At 61.5% G+C, this 16,463-nt stretch carries 10 protein-coding genes; 6 read left to right on the forward strand and 4 right to left on the reverse strand.

Annotated features, from left to right (window positions below; genetic code table 11):
* The first annotated feature begins 237 nt into the window (after positions 1–237).
* Positions 238–468, forward strand: a complete 231-nt coding sequence (locus OC445_RS07840; RefSeq protein ID WP_003187970.1) for a hypothetical protein — start codon at positions 238–240, stop codon at positions 466–468.
* On the forward strand, positions 465–758 hold the full coding sequence (locus OC445_RS07845) for a cell division protein ZapA (protein ID WP_003187971.1): 294 nt from the start codon (positions 465–467) through the stop codon (positions 756–758). Before OC445_RS07840 ends, OC445_RS07845 begins: the two co-directional genes overlap by 4 nt.
* On the opposite strand, the gene OC445_RS07850 is transcribed toward OC445_RS07845, so the two are convergent.
* Together OC445_RS07850 and putA are read right to left on the reverse strand one after the other, a co-directional pair.
* Positions 755–2,557 carry an acyl-CoA dehydrogenase gene (locus OC445_RS07850; protein ID WP_198790491.1) on the reverse strand — a complete coding sequence of 601 codons (1,803 nt, stop codon included), beginning with the start codon at positions 2,555–2,557 and terminating at the stop codon, positions 755–757. The two genes, OC445_RS07845 and OC445_RS07850, sit on opposite strands and share 4 nt — an antisense overlap.
* Before the next feature lie 241 nt (positions 2,558–2,798).
* The gene (putA, locus tag OC445_RS07855; protein WP_262020048.1) at positions 2,799–6,752 is read right to left on the reverse strand and encodes a trifunctional transcriptional regulator/proline dehydrogenase/L-glutamate gamma-semialdehyde dehydrogenase; all 3,954 of its coding nucleotides are present in this window, start codon (positions 6,750–6,752) and stop codon (positions 2,799–2,801) included.
* Between the two features lie 461 nt (positions 6,753–7,213).
* On the opposite strand from putA, the gene putP reads away from it, so the two are divergent.
* The 4 genes from putP (at position 7,214) to OC445_RS07875 (ending at position 12,596) form a co-directional block, all read left to right on the forward strand.
* A complete protein-coding gene (putP, locus tag OC445_RS07860; protein WP_034125609.1) occupies positions 7,214–8,698 on the forward strand; it encodes a sodium/proline symporter PutP in 1,485 nt (494 codons plus the stop codon).
* Between the two features lie 217 nt (positions 8,699–8,915).
* Entirely contained in the window at positions 8,916–10,937 is a 2,022-nt protein-coding gene (locus tag OC445_RS07865; protein WP_262020049.1) for a type VI secretion system tip protein VgrG, read from the forward strand.
* A complete protein-coding gene (locus tag OC445_RS07870) occupies positions 10,937–11,662 on the forward strand; it encodes a DUF4123 domain-containing protein (protein WP_060764896.1) in 726 nt (241 codons plus the stop codon). Before OC445_RS07865 ends, OC445_RS07870 begins: the two co-directional genes overlap by 1 nt.
* Before the next feature lie 97 nt (positions 11,663–11,759).
* On the forward strand, positions 11,760–12,596 hold the full coding sequence (locus tag OC445_RS07875; protein WP_054896234.1) for a 23S rRNA (adenine(2030)-N(6))-methyltransferase RlmJ: 837 nt from the start codon (positions 11,760–11,762) through the stop codon (positions 12,594–12,596).
* A 127-nt stretch (positions 12,597–12,723) separates the two neighbouring features.
* On the opposite strand, the gene msrA is transcribed toward OC445_RS07875, so the two are convergent.
* Positions 12,724–13,371: a peptide-methionine (S)-S-oxide reductase MsrA gene (gene msrA, locus OC445_RS07880; protein ID WP_014716620.1), complete on the reverse strand. Its 648-nt coding sequence runs from the start codon at positions 13,369–13,371 to the stop codon at positions 12,724–12,726.
* 72 nt (positions 13,372–13,443) lie between these two features.
* Positions 13,444–16,137 (reverse strand): putative bifunctional diguanylate cyclase/phosphodiesterase, encoded by a 2,694-nt coding sequence (locus tag OC445_RS07885; protein ID WP_034125612.1) that lies wholly within the window; start codon positions 16,135–16,137, stop codon positions 13,444–13,446.
* Positions 16,138–16,463 lie beyond the last annotated feature (326 nt).

Consider the following 16,463-nt stretch of genomic DNA (forward strand, 5'->3'; position numbering starts at 1 on the left):
ACGAGGTGTGCCCGCCTTATCGGCCATGCGACTAAAGTCTTAAGGGGGCGCGCGCTTTTGTCGCATCGGACCAGGGGTTGGGTGAGTTCAGGAACCAGATCGGGTAAATGCAGTCACTAAGGCTCGAAAGTGCGGCCCGGCCTTGCATCATCGGGCTGCGCGGCCAGGGATAACCCTGGCATCCGAGGTGAATTTTCTTTATCGTCACCGCCCTTTTTAAAAGCCCGAGAAATCAAAATGTTAGAAGCATCCCTCAGCCAATTGGAACAACTGGTCAGCGACCTCGTACAGCAGAATCAAGAATTGCTGGGCAGCAACGAATCCCTCAAGGCCGAGCTGGCCCGCGCCAAGGACGAAAACGACAGCCTGCAACTGAACCTGATGGAACAGGAAGAAAAGCACGGCGCCACCGCCGCCCGCATTCAGGCGCTGGTTGAGCGTGTAAGTGCAGGGCCTGTCAGCGCATGAGTGAGGGCATAAAGGTCGTTTCGATTCTCGGAGAGGATTACTCGATCAAGGCACCGGCCGGCGAAGATCAGACCTTGATGCATGCCGTGACCATGCTCAAGGCCTCCCTGGCGGTTACCAAGAAAAAGTACCCGACCCTGATCGGTGACAAACTATTGGTACTGGCCGCGCTGAACCTGTGCGCCGAGCAGATTGAAATGCAACAGGCGCACCAGCAGGAACTCGACCGTTACCAAGAGCAAGTCAGCGCCACGGTCGATGTGATTTCCAAGGTGATCGGTCAGCCTTAGAACCACTCGTCTTGCATGCCCAGGCACGTATCGTCGCGTGCTTCCAGAATCGCCAGTTCATGATGGCAGCTCGGTATTTCCCAGGTCAGGAAGTACCGGGCGGCCTGGAGCTTGCCCTTATAAAAGGCCGCGTCAGCCGCGTCACCCTTGGCCAGCCCTTCTTCGGCGCGGATCGCCTGTTCCAGCCAGCGCCAGCCAATCACCGTGTGCCCGAACACTTTCAAGTACAGCGCCGAGTTCGCCAGGCTGCTGTTGACCTTGCCTTGGGCGAGATCGGTCAGCAGGCCAATCGTGACGCTTTGCAGCCGGTTTACCAGTTGCTCCAGAGGCTCTCGCAGTGCCGTGAGTGAAGGGTGCTTTTGCGCCCGGGCTCCGGTTTCAGCGATCAGGCGAATCAATTGCTTCAAGCCGGCACCACCATTCTGCGCCAATTTGCGCCCGAGCAGGTCCAGGGACTGGATGCCGTGGGTGCCTTCATGGATGGGGTTCAGGCGGTTGTCGCGGTAGTACTGCTCCACCGGGTATTCGCGGGTGTAGCCGTGGCCGCCGAGAATCTGGATCGCCAGCTCGTTGGCCTTGAGGCAGAACTCCGACGGCCAGGATTTGACGATGGGCGTGAGCAGGTCGAGCAATTCGTGGGCTTGCTTGCGTTCGGTGTCGGTTTGCAGGGTGGTGGTGTCGTCGAATAGCCGCGCCGCGTAGAGGCCGAGGTCAAAGGCGCCTTCCACATAGGCTTTCTGGGTCAGCAGCATGCGCTTGATGTCGGCATGCTGGATGATCGCCACCGGTGCGGTGCTCGGATCTTTGCTATCAGGCAGGCGCCCCTGGGGCCGTTCGCGGGCGTAGTCCAGCGAGTAAAGGTAGCCGGCGTAACCGAGCATTACCGCGCCCATGCCTACGCCGATGCGTGCCTCGTTCATCATCTGGAACATGCAGCTCAGCCCCTGGTGCGGCTTGCCCACCAGGTAGCCGACACAGTTGCCGTTATCGCCAAAGTTAAGCGCCGTGGACGTGGTGCCGCGCCAGCCCATCTTGTGGAACAGCCCCGCCAGCAGCACATCGTTGCGAGCGCCCAGGCTGCCGTCATCGTTGACCAGGAACTTGGGCACGATAAACAGCGAAATGCCCTTCACGCCTGCGGGAGCGTCCGGCAATTTGGCCAGCACCATGTGCACGATGTTTTCCGACAGCGAATGGTCGCCACCGGAGATAAAGATCTTGTTGCCCTTGAGCCGATAACTGCCGTCAGCCGCGGGTTCTGCACGGGTCCGAATGTCCGACAGGGAGGAACCTGCATGGGGCTCGGTCAGGGCCATGGTGCCGAAGAAGCGCCCGTCGATCATTGGCTGCAGGAAGCGTTGTTTCTGCTCCTCGGTGCCGAAGCTCTCAATGAGGTTGGCGGCGCCCATGGTCAGGAACGGGTAGGACGTCGAGGCGGCGTTGGCCGATTGGAAGTGCGCGAAACAAGCCTGGGACAACAGGGTCGGCAGTTGCATGCCGCCTGCTTCAAAGCTACGTGCTGCGTTGAGGAAGCCGGCTTCAAGGAAGGCGTCCACGGCGGGTTTGACCTCCGGGATCAGGATCGCCTGGCCGTTTTCATAGCGCGGTTCGTTTTCGTCGTTCTTGCGGTTGTGAGGGGCGAAGTACTTTTCTGCGATGTTGCGCGCCGTGCTGATCGCGGCATCGAAGGTTTCGCGGTTGTGTTCGGCAAACCGCTCGCGCTGGGTCAGGCCCTCGGCATCGAGGACTTCGTACAGCTCGAAAGCCAGATTGCGGGAACTGAGCAGCGTCTCGGACATGGCGGCGTACCTTTGAAGGAATTGGCCTGAGTCTAAGTCCGCGAATGGAGGGGGGATAGCAAGATTGATTTAAGTGATAGAAGGGCAGAACGCTGGCGAGGCATCGAGATCGTTCCCACGCTCTGCGTGGGAACGCCTCTTTTGACGCTCCGCGTCACGCTTCTGGACGCAGAGCGTCCTTGAGCTGCATTCCCACGCGGAGCGTGGGAACGATCAGCCGCGATCAGCCGCGTTGTATCAGTTAGCCGATGGTCATCAGGCTGGCGTTACCACCCGCTGCAGCAGTGTTAACGCTCAACGCACGCTCGATCACCAGACGCTCCAGCGCAATCGCCGTTTCGCCTTGCGACATGCCATGCACCCCGACAATTGCCCCACCGCGCTGCGCCACTTGCTGGCACACCGCACGCAGTTGGTCGGAATCACCGTGATGCAGCACAGCGTCAAACACCACGTCGTCCTTGGACCAGTCGGCCACGCGCTTGATCTTCGCCTGAATCTCTTTAGGCAGGCGTGGGAACAAGGCCTTGGTCAGCTCGGTTTCCGGCCATACCGCCGAACCACCGACGGCCAATACCGCCGCCAGTTGGGTCAGCAGGTCGCCTTCCACTTCGGCCAGGCACAGCACGTGCTCGCGCGGCAGGATGGCGTAGCTGTTGCGCTCGCCAGTCGGGCCGGCCAGTTGGCGGGTGATACCGCTCTGCGATTGGGCGGCGAACTGCGTGCACAACGCGCTCAGTTCGCTGAACTTATTGCCGTCGGCCCAGGTTTTCAGGGCGGTCAGCGATTGGCTCATGGCATCACGCAGGCGCACATCCGGCGCGGCCAGCTTGTCGCCCCGTACGAAGGATTGCTCGATCGCATCGGTAGGACGAGTCGACAGCAAGCGGTACAGGTACAGCGGGCCACCGGCTTTCGGGCCAGTGCCGGACAGGCCTTCGCCGCCGAACGGCTGCACGCCGACCACGGCGCCAACAATGTTGCGGTTGACGTAGACGTTACCGGCATTGACGTTGTCGATCACCTTGGCGATGGTCTCGTCGATGCGGGTGTGCACGCCCAGGGTCAGGCCGTAGCCGGAAGCGTTGATCTGGCCGATGAGCTGGTCGATCTCTTTGCGCTTGTAGCGCACTACGTGCAATACCGGGCCGAAGATCTCGCGTTGCAGTTCGTCGAAGCTTTCCAGCTCGATCAGGGTCGGCATCACGAAGGTGCCGCGCTTGATCTCTTCACCGTCGGCAATCGCCACCTGGTAAACGTTGCGGCCTTTGTCGCGCATGGCCTGGATGTGTTTCTCGATACCGGCCTTGGCTTCGGCGTCGATCACCGGGCCGATGTCGACCGACAGGCGTTCCGGGTTACCCAGGCGGCATTCAGCCATGGCGCCCTTGAGCATTTCGACCACACGGTCTGCCGAATCTTCCTGCAGGCACAGTACGCGCAGGGCCGAACAACGTTGACCGGCGCTGTCGAAGGCCGACGATACGACGTCGATCACCACTTGTTCGGTCAGCGCCGAGGAATCGACGATCATCGCGTTCTGGCCACCGGTTTCGGCGATCAGCGGAATCGGGCGACCCTGGGCATCCAGGCGACCGGCGACATTGCGTTGCAGCAGGCGCGCCACTTCGGTGGAACCGGTGAACATCACGCCTTTGACGCGATCATCACCCACCAGACGGGCACCGACGCTTTCGCCCTGGCCTGGCAGCAATTGCAGCACACCTTCCGGAATGCCGGCTTCAAGCAGGATGCGTACGGCCTGGGCAGCCACCAGCGGCGTCTGCTCGGCAGGCTTGGCCAGCACCGGGTTACCGGCAGCCAGCGCTGCAGCTACCTGGCCGCTGAAGATGGCGAGCGGGAAGTTCCACGGGCTGATGCACACCACTGGGCCCAATGGGCGGTGGGCGTCATTGGTGAAGTCGTTGCGCGCCTGCACTGCGTAGTAGCGCAGGAAGTCCACGGCTTCACGCACTTCCGCGATGGCGTTGGCGAAGGTCTTGCCGGCTTCACGGGCCAGCAGGCCCATCAGCGGCTGGATCTCGCCTTCCATCAGGTCGGCGGCGCGTTCCAGGATGGCAGCGCGTTCGGCGGGCGGGGTGGCCTGCCAGATCGGTGCGGCGCTGATGGCGCACTGGATGGCGTTGTCGACGTCTTCGACGGTGGCTTCCTGTACCTGGCCGACCACATCACGCAGGTCGGACGGGTTCAGCACCGGTTGAGCCGTTTCATTGCTGGCGGCGCAACCGAGCATCGGTGCGGCCTTCCAGTTGTTGTGAGCGGTGGCCAGCAGGGCGCAGGACAGCGAGGCCAGACGATGTTCGTTGGCCAGGTCGATACCGGCCGAGTTGGCGCGGTCGCTGCCGTACAGGTCACGCGGCAAAGGGATGCGCGGGTGTGGCAGGCCGAAACCGCCTTCCTGGGTTGCCATTTGCTCGATGCTGGCCACCGGGTCGGCTACCAATTCCTGGATCGAGATGGACTGGTCAGCGATACGGTTGACGAACGAGGTGTTGGCACCGTTTTCCAGCAGGCGGCGTACCAGATAGGCCAGCAGTGTTTCGTGGGTACCAACCGGTGCGTATACACGGCACGGACGGTTCAGCTTGCCTTCGGAAACCTTGCCTACAACCTGTTCGTACAGCGGTTCACCCATGCCGTGCAGGCACTGGAACTCGTACTGGCCGGGGTAATAGTTCTGACCGGCGATGTGGTAGATAGCCGACAGGGTGTGGGCGTTGTGCGTGGCGAACTGCGGGTAGATGACTTCCGGCACCGACAGCAGTTTGCGTGCGCAGGCAATGTAGGAAACGTCGGTGTATACCTTGCGGGTGTAGACCGGGTAGCCTTCCAGGCCTTCGACCTGGGCGCGCTTGATTTCGCTGTCCCAGTACGCGCCTTTTACCAGGCGGATCATCAGGCGATGGCGGCTGCGGCGGGCCAGGGCGATGACGTAGTCGATCACATACGGGCAACGCTTCTGGTACGCCTGGATCACAAAGCCGATGCCGTTCCAGCCAGTCAATTGCGGCTCGAAGCACAGGCGCTCGAGCAGGTCCAGGGACAGCTCCAGGCGGTCGGCTTCTTCGGCGTCGATGTTCAGGCCGATGTCGTACTGCTTGGCCAGCAAAGTCAGCGACAGCAGGCGCGGGTACAGCTCATCCATCACACGCTCGTACTGCGCACGGCTGTAGCGCGGGTGCAGGGCGGAGAGTTTGATGGAGATGCCCGGGCCTTCATAGATCCCACGGCCATGGGAGGCTTTGCCGATGGAATGAATGGCTTGTTCGTACGAGGCCAGGTACTTCTGGGCGTCGTGTTCGGTGAGTGCGGCTTCACCGAGCATGTCGTAGGAATAGCGGAAGCCCTTGGCTTCGAATTTGCTCGCATTGGCCAAGGCTTCGGCGATGGTTTCGCCGGTGACGAACTGCTCGCCCATCAGGCGCATGGCCATGTCGACGCCCTTGCGGATCATCGGCTCGCCGCTCTTGCCGATGATGCGGCTCAGGGACGAGGTCAGCCCTGCTTCGTTGTGGGTGGACACCAGCTTGCCAGTCAGCAGCAGGCCCCAGGTAGCGGCGTTGACGAACAGCGATGGGCTGTTGCCCAAATGCGGCTGCCAGTTGCCGGTGCTGATCTTGTCGCGGATCAGTGCATCGCGGGTGCCTTTGTCCGGGATGCGCAGCAGCGCTTCGGCCAGGCACATCAGCGCCACGCCTTCCTGGGACGACAGGGAGAATTCTTGCAGCAGGCCCTGAACAATACCGGCACGGCCGCCGGCACTCTTCTGATTGCGCAGTTTTTCGGCAATGCTCGCGGCCAGCTTGTTGGTGGCTTCGGCCATCGGTGCCGGCAGGCGCGCCTGTTCGATCAGCATCGGTACCACTTCCGGCTCGGGGCGGCGGTAAGCGGCGGTGATTGCGGCACGCAATACCGATTGCGGCAGGATGCTCTCGGCGAACTCAAGGAAGCACTGGTGGGCGTGGTCGGCCTGGACCTCGCCGGCATCATCGGCCTCCTTGGTGCTCAAGCCATTGAGCTCGGACAGGGTTGCACCACCCTCGAGTTTCTCCAGGTAATTGAAAATCGCCTGCTTGATCAGCCAGTGCGGCGTGCGATCAATGGAGGTCGCGGCGGCCTTCAGGCGTTCGCGGGTCGGGTCGTCGAGTTTGACCCCAAGGGTGGTCGTTGCCATTTTTTTATCCTCATGGGTGCCACTACCGAGTGGCATCTGCTGGCGGCAAGATTAGCTTTGCCCATCCTGAGGTGCAACCGGGTGCAACCCTTTTGTTGGTTAAATATTCGACGCTTGATCGGAAAAAAATAAACACACGACCGAATCCGCTTCGCGCTGGTGCATTTGCTTCTGAGATCGGCTGTTCTTGCTCCGAAAAGGAGCAAAAAAAGCGCGTTTGTCCTAAAACACACTTGGGTGCAACTTAATCGGCAGAAACTGGTTGCACCTTATTTGCTTTGTTGAATAGCATTCGCGCACCAAGGTGCAACCAACCCTCTGGGTGGGTTCATCGGCTGGCGGCTTTCCTGGGGAAACGCCAGTCATAAATGCGCGGCATGCAGGTTCGTCTATCCGGTTATCCACGGGTGGCCGTCCCCATGACCGTCGCTACATAAAAACAAAGCCAGGGCGTCACTCCTATGAGCGTTAGTAATCCAACCCTGATCACGTTCGTGATCTACATCGCAGCAATGGTGCTGATCGGCCTGATGGCCTATCGCTCCACCAACAACCTTTCCGATTACATCCTGGGCGGTCGCAGCCTCGGTAGCGTGGTGACAGCCTTGTCCGCCGGTGCTTCCGACATGAGCGGCTGGCTGTTGATGGGCTTGCCGGGCGCGATCTACATGTCCGGTCTGTCGGAAAGCTGGATTGCCATCGGCCTGATCGTCGGTGCCTACCTCAACTGGTTGTTCGTGGCCGGCCGCCTGCGCGTGCAGACCGAACACAACGGCGACGCCCTGACCCTGCCGGATTACTTCTCCAGCCGCTTCGAAGATAAAAGCGGCCTGCTGCGGATCATCTCCGCCGTGGTGATCCTGGTGTTCTTCACCATCTACTGCGCCTCCGGCATCGTCGCCGGCGCCCGCCTGTTCGAAAGCACCTTCGGCATGTCCTACGAGACCGCGCTGTGGGCCGGTGCTGCGGCGACTATTGCCTACACCTTCATCGGTGGTTTCCTGGCAGTCAGCTGGACCGACACCGTGCAAGCCACGCTGATGATCTTCGCGCTGATCCTCACGCCGATTATCGTGCTGCTGGCCACCGGCGGCGTAGACACCACCTTCCTGGCCATTGAAGCCAAGGACCCGACCAGCTTCGACATGCTGAAAAACACCACCTTCATCGGCGTTATCTCGTTGATGGGCTGGGGCCTGGGCTACTTCGGCCAGCCGCACATCCTCGCGCGCTTCATGGCGGCGGACTCGGTTAAGTCGATCGCCAAGGCGCGTCGCATCTCCATGACCTGGATGATCCTGTGCTTGGGCGGCACCGTGGCGGTGGGCTTCTTCGGTATCGCTTACTTCTCGGCGCACCCGGAAGTGGCGGGCCCGGTGACTGAAAACCCAGAGCGTGTGTTTATCGAGCTGGCCAAAATCCTGTTCAACCCATGGGTTGCCGGTGTGTTGCTGTCGGCCATTCTGGCGGCTGTGATGAGCACCCTGAGCTGCCAACTGCTGGTGTGCTCCAGCGCCCTGACGGAAGACTTCTACAAGGCGTTCCTGCGCAAAGGCGCTTCCCAGCTTGAGCTGGTATGGGTCGGTCGCATCATGGTGCTGGTAGTGGCCTTGATCGCCATCGCCATGGCCGCCAACCCGGAAAACCGCGTACTGGGCCTGGTCAGCTACGCCTGGGCCGGTTTCGGTGCAGCCTTCGGCCCCGTGGTACTGATCTCGGTCATCTGGAAACACATGACCCGCAACGGCGCCCTGGCCGGCATCCTGGTCGGCGCGATCACCGTGATCGTGTGGAAGCACTTCGAATTGCTGGGCCTGTACGAAATCATCCCAGGCTTCATCTTCGCCAGCCTGGCGATCTACTTCGTGAGCAAGATGGGCGCACCGACGGTGGGCATGGTCGAGCGTTTTGATGCTGCGGAAAAAGATTACAACTTGAACAAGTAATTCGCTGGGCGTTTAACGCCTGCTGAACGAACAAGAAAGGCCCACGTCCGAAGGACACTGGGCCTTTTTTTGTGTGGGCTGATTGGTGCAATTGCCGTCGATGCTCGTGGGTTCCAGCGGTGCTCACGTAGGACCTTACTTATTTGCCGAGGCAGCGCTCGGCAAGGCGAACGGCTGGTGCAGAATCGACCGCCCACCCTTCGCAGAGAAACACCGGATGTTCGCTCCTGCCAACCAACCTGCATTTACCCTGGCCCTGGATGGGGCGCCGAGTGATTTCGAGGTGTTCGCGTTCGACGGCACCGAGGCCATCAGCCAGCCCTATCGTTTTGAACTTGAGCTGGTCAGCGAGCAGCCGGATATCGACCTGGAGGGCTTGCTGCATCGCCAGGTGTACTTGGGCTTCGACGATCAGGGGCATGGCGTTCACGGCCTGGTGTATCGGGTTGCCCAGGGCGACTCGGGCCGGCGCCTGACGCGCTACCAGCTCAGCCTTGCGCCGCATCTGGCGTACCTGGCACACAGCAGCCACCAGCGCATTTTTCAGCATAAGACGGTGCCGCAGATTGTTGCCCAAGTGCTGGCCGGGCAGGGGATTCACAGTGACCGCTTCGAGTTCCGGTTGAGCGGTGATTACCCTGAGCGTGAATATTGCGTGCAGTTCGGCGAGAGCGACCTGGCGTTCATCCAGCGCCTGTGTGCCGAGCTGGGTATTCACTATCACTTCCAGCATTCCCCCGCAGGGCATCTGCTGGTGTTTGGCGATGACCAGACCGTATTTGCCCAGGCAGATCAGCCCACGCCGTACCGGCCTGGTTCGGGAATGGTCGCCGCTAACCCTGCGATCAAGCGCTTCACCTTGCAATTGGCGACCTGCACCACGGCGTTGAGTCTTCGCGATTACGACTTTCGCAAACCCCATGTCGAGCTGGAAAGCGCAGCCGTCGACAAGTCATTGCCCAAGCTTGAAGCGCAGCACTACCCCGGCAACTTTTCCGACCGAGCCCAAGGCAGATGCCTCGCCCAGCGTGGCCTGGAGCGGTACCGCAGCGACTATCGTAGTGCCCATGGCCAGGCCGATGAGCCGGCGTTGGCCAGTGGCCGGTTTCTGCAGTTGCGTGAGCACCCCCGTGAGGACTGGAACGACCTGTGGCTGGTGACGCAGGTGCGCCATGAAGGCAAGCAGCCTCAGGTGCTTGAGGAGGCGGTCACCGAGGAGGACGGAGGGGAACTGCGCCAAGGGTATCGCAACGCATTTGTCGCCGCGCCATGGGATGCGGTGTTTCGTCCGCCCTTGCCGGAGCAGCCGCGCCCGACGGTATCGGGATATCAAAGTGCAGTGGTCACCGGCCCGGTTGACAGTGAGGTTCACTGTGACGAATACGGCCGGGTCAAGGTGCAACTGGCCTGGGATCGTGTCGGCGAGCACAACGACCATTCCAGTTGCTGGCTGCGGGTCGCCAGTGGCTGGGCCCATGACCGTTATGGCGTGGTGCTGATACCCCGGGTGGGCATGGAAGTGCTGGTGGGGTTCGTCAATGGCGACATGGATATGCCGCTGGTGGTGGGGTGCCTGCCCAACGCCGCCACGCCTGTGCCCCTCGACCTGCCCGCGGACAAGACCCGTAGTCTCTGGCGTAGCCAGAGCAGCCCTGGCGGTGGTGGCTACAACGAACTGCGTATCGAGGACCGCAAGGGCGCCGAAGAAATCTACCTGCGCGCCCAGCGGGACTGGACCCAGCATGTGCTGCATGATCAACAGGTACAGGTCGATAACCAGCGTCGCGTGCAGGTGGGCGGCGAGTCGCGCCATGAGTTGCAGGGCCAGGAGCAGCGCATCACCCACGGCAACCGTTTGACCGAGCTCAAGCAGGATGACCATCTGGTGGTTGGCGGTTCGCAGCACATGCGTGCCGGGCAAATCATTGCGCTGGGGGCCGGGCAAAGCATCATCATTGATGCGGGTGCCAGCGTGACGATCCAGGCGGGTGGGCAGTCGATCACATTGTCAGCGGGCGGGATTTTCAGCAGTGTGCCGATCCAGCTCGGCAGCGCGCCTGCCCCGACGCCGGCGCCGTTAATGCCTGGATTGAAAGAGGCTGTATTGGCAGCGGTTCCCGCGCCGTTAAGCCGTGCACAAGTGTTCAGCCTCAAACGCAGCGCGCCGTTCTGCGAAGAATGCGAGCGCTGCAAGAACGGCCAGTGCGACATCGACGCCCATACACGGAGTGCGTCCTGATGCCCGCGCTCTTGACGCCCAATGCCTGGCTGGCGCAATACCCGTTGCAGCCTGATGAACAGCTGTACGCCGTGCTGGGCAATGCCAGCGACGCCAAGCCGCTCGCCGCCTGGCAAGCCACGGCCGCTGCAAAGATGCCGCGACCGATCTGGGCGGGCACGGCCTACGCTGACTGGGATGAGGTCATGCCCTACGTTGGCGTCGTTGAGCCGAGCAGTGCCTTTCTCGATTGGATAGCCACCACCCAAGCGCCGGATTGGGGCTGGCTGGCGGTCTCGTCCAGCCCGCTGGAGGTGGTGATCGCGCATTTTAAGGGTTTGACCCAGGTGTACCTCTCTGAAAACCAGCCGGTGTTTTTGCGTTTCTGGGATGGCGCGCACCTTTTGCCGATGTTGCAGTCATTAGGCGACGAGGCCGGGCGCGTGTTGCCAGTGTTCCAGCGCTACTTGATCAACGGCCAGCCGCTGTCGGTGGCGGCCAAACCAGTCACTGCGGCCCCAGCCAGCCCCTGGTGGCAGGTGCCGGAATCGTTGCTCAAGCATATGGCGCAGCAGTCACCGCAGGTGCTGGTCGACAACCTGCTGCAATGGCTCCAAGAGCAGCGTCCTGACCTCTATACCGCGTTTACGCCAGCAACCTTGCAGCATAAAGTCGCCTACTTCGCACGCAGGCCGCAAATCAGCCATGGTGCACTGGCTGATTACCTTGCCTCGCAGCTCAGTTGAGCCCCTGGCGATAGCGTCACTTCCGTGCCGCCCGCCATGCGGCCCTGCACCTTTGCACCGGTAGAAGGTAAACTTCGCCCCCTGCGCAGGAGCAACCATGAATTATCGTCACGCCTTTCACGCCGGCAACCATGCCGATGTCTTCAAACACCTGACCTTGACCCGCCTCATCGCCCTGATGTCGCGCAAGGAACAGCCGTTCGCCTACCTCGACACTCACGCAGGCATTGGCTTGTATGACTTGCAGGGCGACCAGGCCAACCGCACCGGTGAGTACCTGGAAGGCATTGCCCGCCTGTGGGGCGCAAGCGACCTGCCGCCGCTCACCGCCGACTACATGCGCGTGCTGCACGATATGAACCCAGATGGCCAGTTGCGCTACTACCCGGGCTCGCCGGAACTGGCGCGCCGCCTCACGCGGCCCCAGGACCGTGTGTTGCTCAACGAGAAGCACCCTGAAGATGGCGTGCTGCTCAAGGACAACATGAAGGGTGATCGCCGCGTCAAAGTGCACCTGGGCGAAGGCTGGCACGTGCCACGGGCCTTGCTGCCGGTACCGGAAAAGCGCGCGCTGATGCTGATCGACCCGCCGTTTGAAAAACTCGACGAAATGCAGCGTTGCGCCGCGTCCCTCAAGGAGGCTGTTAGCCGTATGCGCCAGACGGTGGCGGCGATCTGGTACCCGGTGAAAGACCAGCGCATGTTGCGCCGTTTCTACCAGGACCTGGCCGGTACCGGTGCGCCGAAGCTGCTGCGTGTGGAGTTGCTGGTGCATCCGCTGGACACGCCTAATACCCTCACCGGCTCGGGCCTGGCGATTGCCAACCCGCCGTGGGGCTTGGAAGAGGAATTGCGTGAGTTGCTGCCATGGTTGTCCAAGCAACTGGGCCAGACCCAGGGTGGCTGGCAGATGGATTGGCTGATCGCCGAGTAACCGATCGTTCCCGCGCTCCGCGTGGTAACGCAGCCTGTGACGCTCCGCGTCACGATGTTAAAAGCGGACGCGGAGCGTCCAGTACGGCATTCCCACGCGGAGCGTGGGAATGATCATGGCACAAGGGTCAGATCGGGCAGGTCACACCCGTGCCGCCGATCCCGCAGTAGCCCTGGGGGTTCTTCGCCAGGTACTGCTGGTGATACGCCTCGGCGAAGTACACCGTCGGGGCCTCTTCGATTTCCGTGGTGATCTCACCCAGGCCGGCCTTGCTCAGCTCTTGCTGATACGCCTCGGCACTGGCCTTGGCTGCCGCCAGTTGCTCAGGCGTGGTGGCGTAGATCACCGAACGGTACTGGCTGCCGATGTCGTTGCCCTGGCGCATGCCCTGGGTCGGGTTGTGCAGTTCCCAGAACATTTTCAGCAGGTCTTCGTATTTCACCTTGGCCTGGTCATACACCACCAGCACCACTTCGCTATGGCCGGTCAGGCCCGAGCAGACTTCTTCATAAGTGGGGTTAGGCGTAAAGCCGCCAGCGTAGCCGACCACGGTGCTGACCACGCCGTCGCGCTGCCAGAACTTGCGTTCTGCGCCCCAGAAGCAGCCCAGGCCGAAGATCGCAAAGCCGACGTCATCCAGGAACGGGCCCAGCAGTGGGTTGCCGTTGACGAAGTGCGTTTCCGGTAACTTCATCGGGGTTTCACGACCAGGCAACGCTTGTTCTTGAGTAGGCAGCACGTTTTTGTTCACCAGAATTTCCGAGCGCAAGACCATGATCAGTCCTCTCGTCAGGTTGAGTAACAGTAAATTGTCAGACAGCCAGTGTGCCCGAGTGTTACAGCGCTGTCAGGCGATTGGCCCGCGCGGGTAGCGTTTAAGCCTCTGCATCAGCTCTGCACCCGGGATCGGGCGGTCGAACAGGTAGCCCTGGCCCACGTCGCAACGGTGCCGGCGCAGGAACGCCAACTGCTCAGCGGTTTCGATGCCTTCGGCCACGACCTTGAGTTTGAGGTTGTGGGCCATGGCGATCACCGCCGAGGTGATTTCCATGTCGTCCTGGTTGTCCGGGATTTCATGGATAAAGCTGCGATCAATCTTAATGATGTCGATGGGGAATTTTTTCAAGTAGCTCAGCGACGAGTAACCGGTGCCGAAGTCGTCCATCGCCAGGGTCAGGCCAAAGCTCTTGAGCTGGTCCAGTTGCAGGCGCGTATCTTCAGTGGCTTCCAGCAGCAAGCCTTCGGTCAGCTCCAGCTCCAGCAGGTTGGCCGGCAGCTGTTCCTCCTTGAGGATGGTGGCAATCGAGGCCACCAGGTCCGGGTCGGAAAATTGCTTGGGCGACAGGTTGATGGCCACCTGCAAGTTGCCCAGGCCTGCGGCCGTCAATTGCCGGCTCATGCGGCAGGCCTGGCGCGCGATCCATTTGCCGATGGGGATAATCAGCCCGGTTTCTTCAGCCACGCTGATGAACTGGTCGGGGCGGATCATGCCTTTTTCCGGGTGGTTCCAGCGCAACAGCGCTTCCATGCCCAGCAGGCGACCGCTGCGCAGGCATAGCTTGGGCTGGTAGAACACGTCCAGCTCGTTCTGGGTCAGGGCACGGCGCAGGTTGTTTTCCACGAACAGCTTGTAGCTGGCCTCGGCATTCAGCGCTTCGGTAAACACTTGCACCTGGTGCTTACCGTTGGCTTTGGCCTTGTGCAGGGCCAGGCCGGCGTTGCGCATCAGGGTCTGCGGGTCGCGGCCATGCAGCGGCGCGCAGGCCAGGCCCACGGAACCGGTTACGCTGATCAACTGGTTGTCGACGAACATCGGCTTGTCGAGGGTGGTCAGCAACTGGCTGGCCACCTGCTGGCCGGTCTCAAGGTCGGCATCGTCCAACAGCACCGCGAATTCGTTACTGGCAAAACGCGCCAGGCTGCCGCCGCTGCTCAAGCTGTTGCGCAGGCGGCGCGCCAGGCTGATCAACAACTTGTCGCCAGTCTGGTGGCCGAGGCTGTCGTTGATGCGCTTGAAGTTGTCGATGTCCACCAACAGCAGGCTGATCGGGCTGTCGCTGTCGCGGGCAAAGCGCTCGTCGAGGTTGCGAATGAACGCGGGGCGATTGCCCAGGTTGGTCAGGTTGTCGGTGTAGGCCAGGCGTTCGATGCGCTGTTGCGCCAGCTTGGTCTGGGTGATGTCTTCGTAGATGCCGATGTAGTGGGTCAGCTCGCGGTTGTCGCCATACACCTTGGAAATCGACAGCTGGCCCCAGTACGGTTCCAGGTTCTTGCGGCGGCTCTTGAACTCGCCTTGCCAGCTGTTGCTTTTGGCCAGGGCCGAAGGCGCGTCGAACAGCAATTCGCTGAGGTTCTCCAGAGCTGGCAGTTGGGCCAGGCGATGGCCGTGGACTTCTTCGGCGCTGTATTGGGTAATCGCGGTGAAGCTGGGGTTGACGTACTCCACCACGCCGTCGCAATTGACCAGCAAAAACGCGTTGGCGCTTTGCTCCACGGCGCGCTGGAACAAGTGCAGGGCGCTGGTGGCAGTGCGGCGGTTGTGGTTGTTGATGACCTGGGCGAACTGGTCTGCCAGCTCGCCGGCGAATGCGATCTCATCGGACTGCCAGGCGCGCGGGCTGCCACCTTGCTCCAGGCACAGCACGCCGACGACCTGGCCGTCGACACGGATGCTGGCGTCGAGCATCGCGTGGATGTCCTTGGCGCGCAGGCTTTCGGCCATTTCCCGGGTGCGTGGGTCGCGCAGGGCGTGGGTGGCGTCGATGGCGCGGCTGGAGTGCAGGGCCTCCAGATAATCCGGGAAGCCGCTGGCATCAATGGCTTCGGGCAGATGGTGTTGTTGATCGGCGCGGTGATAGGCGGAGATCGGTACCAGATGATGGCCTTCGAGGTTCCAGATGCTGGCGCAGTCGATCTGGTAAATGTCGCAGGCGCTGCGCGTGATCAGTTCAGCGGCTTCTTGCAGGGAATTTGGCGTTGTGTAGCGTTGGCGCGCCAGCAGCAGGATCAGTTCTTGCTGGGCGCGCACTCGCTCCAGGTGTTGCAACTGCTCCTGCTGCGCTCGCTGGTTGAGCTCCAGGGCGATTTGCAGGCGGCTGTTCTGGTTTTCCAGGTCGACCGTCGGGGCGGGTGCGCTGGTCTCGCTGAACAGCCCCTCGACCACCATCAGGTAGCCGCGCACCAGGTGGCGGTTATGTTGTTTGTAGGCCTCGCCCATCTCCAGCACGCTCAGAGGGCCGTCATGGGTGTGCAGGTTGTAGCGCACCAGATAATGGGGGCTGTGGGCCAGTTGCTGCTGGATCGCATCGTGCAACTGGTAGCGCGCCTGGGGTTCCATCAGGCTGGCGTAGGGCGTGCCGATCAAGGCGCAGAGTTCAACCGCCGGCAGGCCGAACTGGCGTTCGCAGTTGGGATCGAGGTAGAGCAGGGCCCAGCTTGCCTCATTAAGCCGCTCGAAACGCAGCATACCGAGGCGCGAAGGCACCGGTAATTGCGTCACTACCTCGGCCGCCATACGGGCGACATCGGGTTGGCTTTTCATGGGGAAACTCGCTTGGGAAAATGCGCACTGCGCTGGGCTCACGCCCTCTTGACTGTCGACTGCGGCAAGGTTGCATCATGCAGGACGCAGTGACAAGAGAGGATGAAGGCTAAGTGCTATAAGCCTGTTATCGGCCGCGCGAGGGATTTCTGTAATTGGGGTGATCGGTGGTGCGTTGACGCAGGTAGGGTGCTTGCGTGTGGCGAGCAAGCTTGCTTGCGCTGGGCTGCGCAGCGGCCCCAAAATCTTGGGAGCGCTTCGCACTCCAGCGGGAGCAAGCTCCCTCGCCACAGCAAGCTCGCTCCTACAAAAGACAGGCAAAAAAA

The organism is Pseudomonas sp. Pse35, from assembly GCF_024519715.1.
GTDB lineage: Bacteria > Pseudomonadota > Gammaproteobacteria > Pseudomonadales > Pseudomonadaceae > Aquipseudomonas > Aquipseudomonas paracarnis.

Excerpts from the sequence above, each read along its gene's own strand:
- OC445_RS07850 (WP_198790491.1), bottom strand. The coding sequence starts at position 2,557 with ATGTCCGAGACGCTGCTCAGTTCCCGCAATCTGGCTTTCGAGCTGTAC.
- putP (WP_034125609.1), top strand. The coding sequence starts at position 7,214 with ATGAGCGTTAGTAATCCAACCCTGATCACGTTCGTGATCTACATCGCA.
- OC445_RS07875 (WP_054896234.1), top strand. The coding sequence starts at position 11,760 with ATGAATTATCGTCACGCCTTTCACGCCGGCAACCATGCCGATGTCTTC.
- OC445_RS07840 (WP_003187970.1), top strand. The coding sequence starts at position 238 with ATGTTAGAAGCATCCCTCAGCCAATTGGAACAACTGGTCAGCGACCTC.
- msrA (WP_014716620.1), bottom strand. The coding sequence starts at position 13,371 with ATGGTCTTGCGCTCGGAAATTCTGGTGAACAAAAACGTGCTGCCTACT.
- OC445_RS07870 (WP_060764896.1), top strand. The coding sequence starts at position 10,937 with ATGCCCGCGCTCTTGACGCCCAATGCCTGGCTGGCGCAATACCCGTTG.
- OC445_RS07845 (WP_003187971.1), top strand. The coding sequence starts at position 465 with ATGAGTGAGGGCATAAAGGTCGTTTCGATTCTCGGAGAGGATTACTCG.
- OC445_RS07885 (WP_034125612.1), bottom strand. The coding sequence starts at position 16,137 with ATGAAAAGCCAACCCGATGTCGCCCGTATGGCGGCCGAGGTAGTGACG.
- putA (WP_262020048.1), bottom strand. The coding sequence starts at position 6,752 with ATGGCAACGACCACCCTTGGGGTCAAACTCGACGACCCGACCCGCGAA.
- OC445_RS07865 (WP_262020049.1), top strand. The coding sequence starts at position 8,916 with ATGTTCGCTCCTGCCAACCAACCTGCATTTACCCTGGCCCTGGATGGG.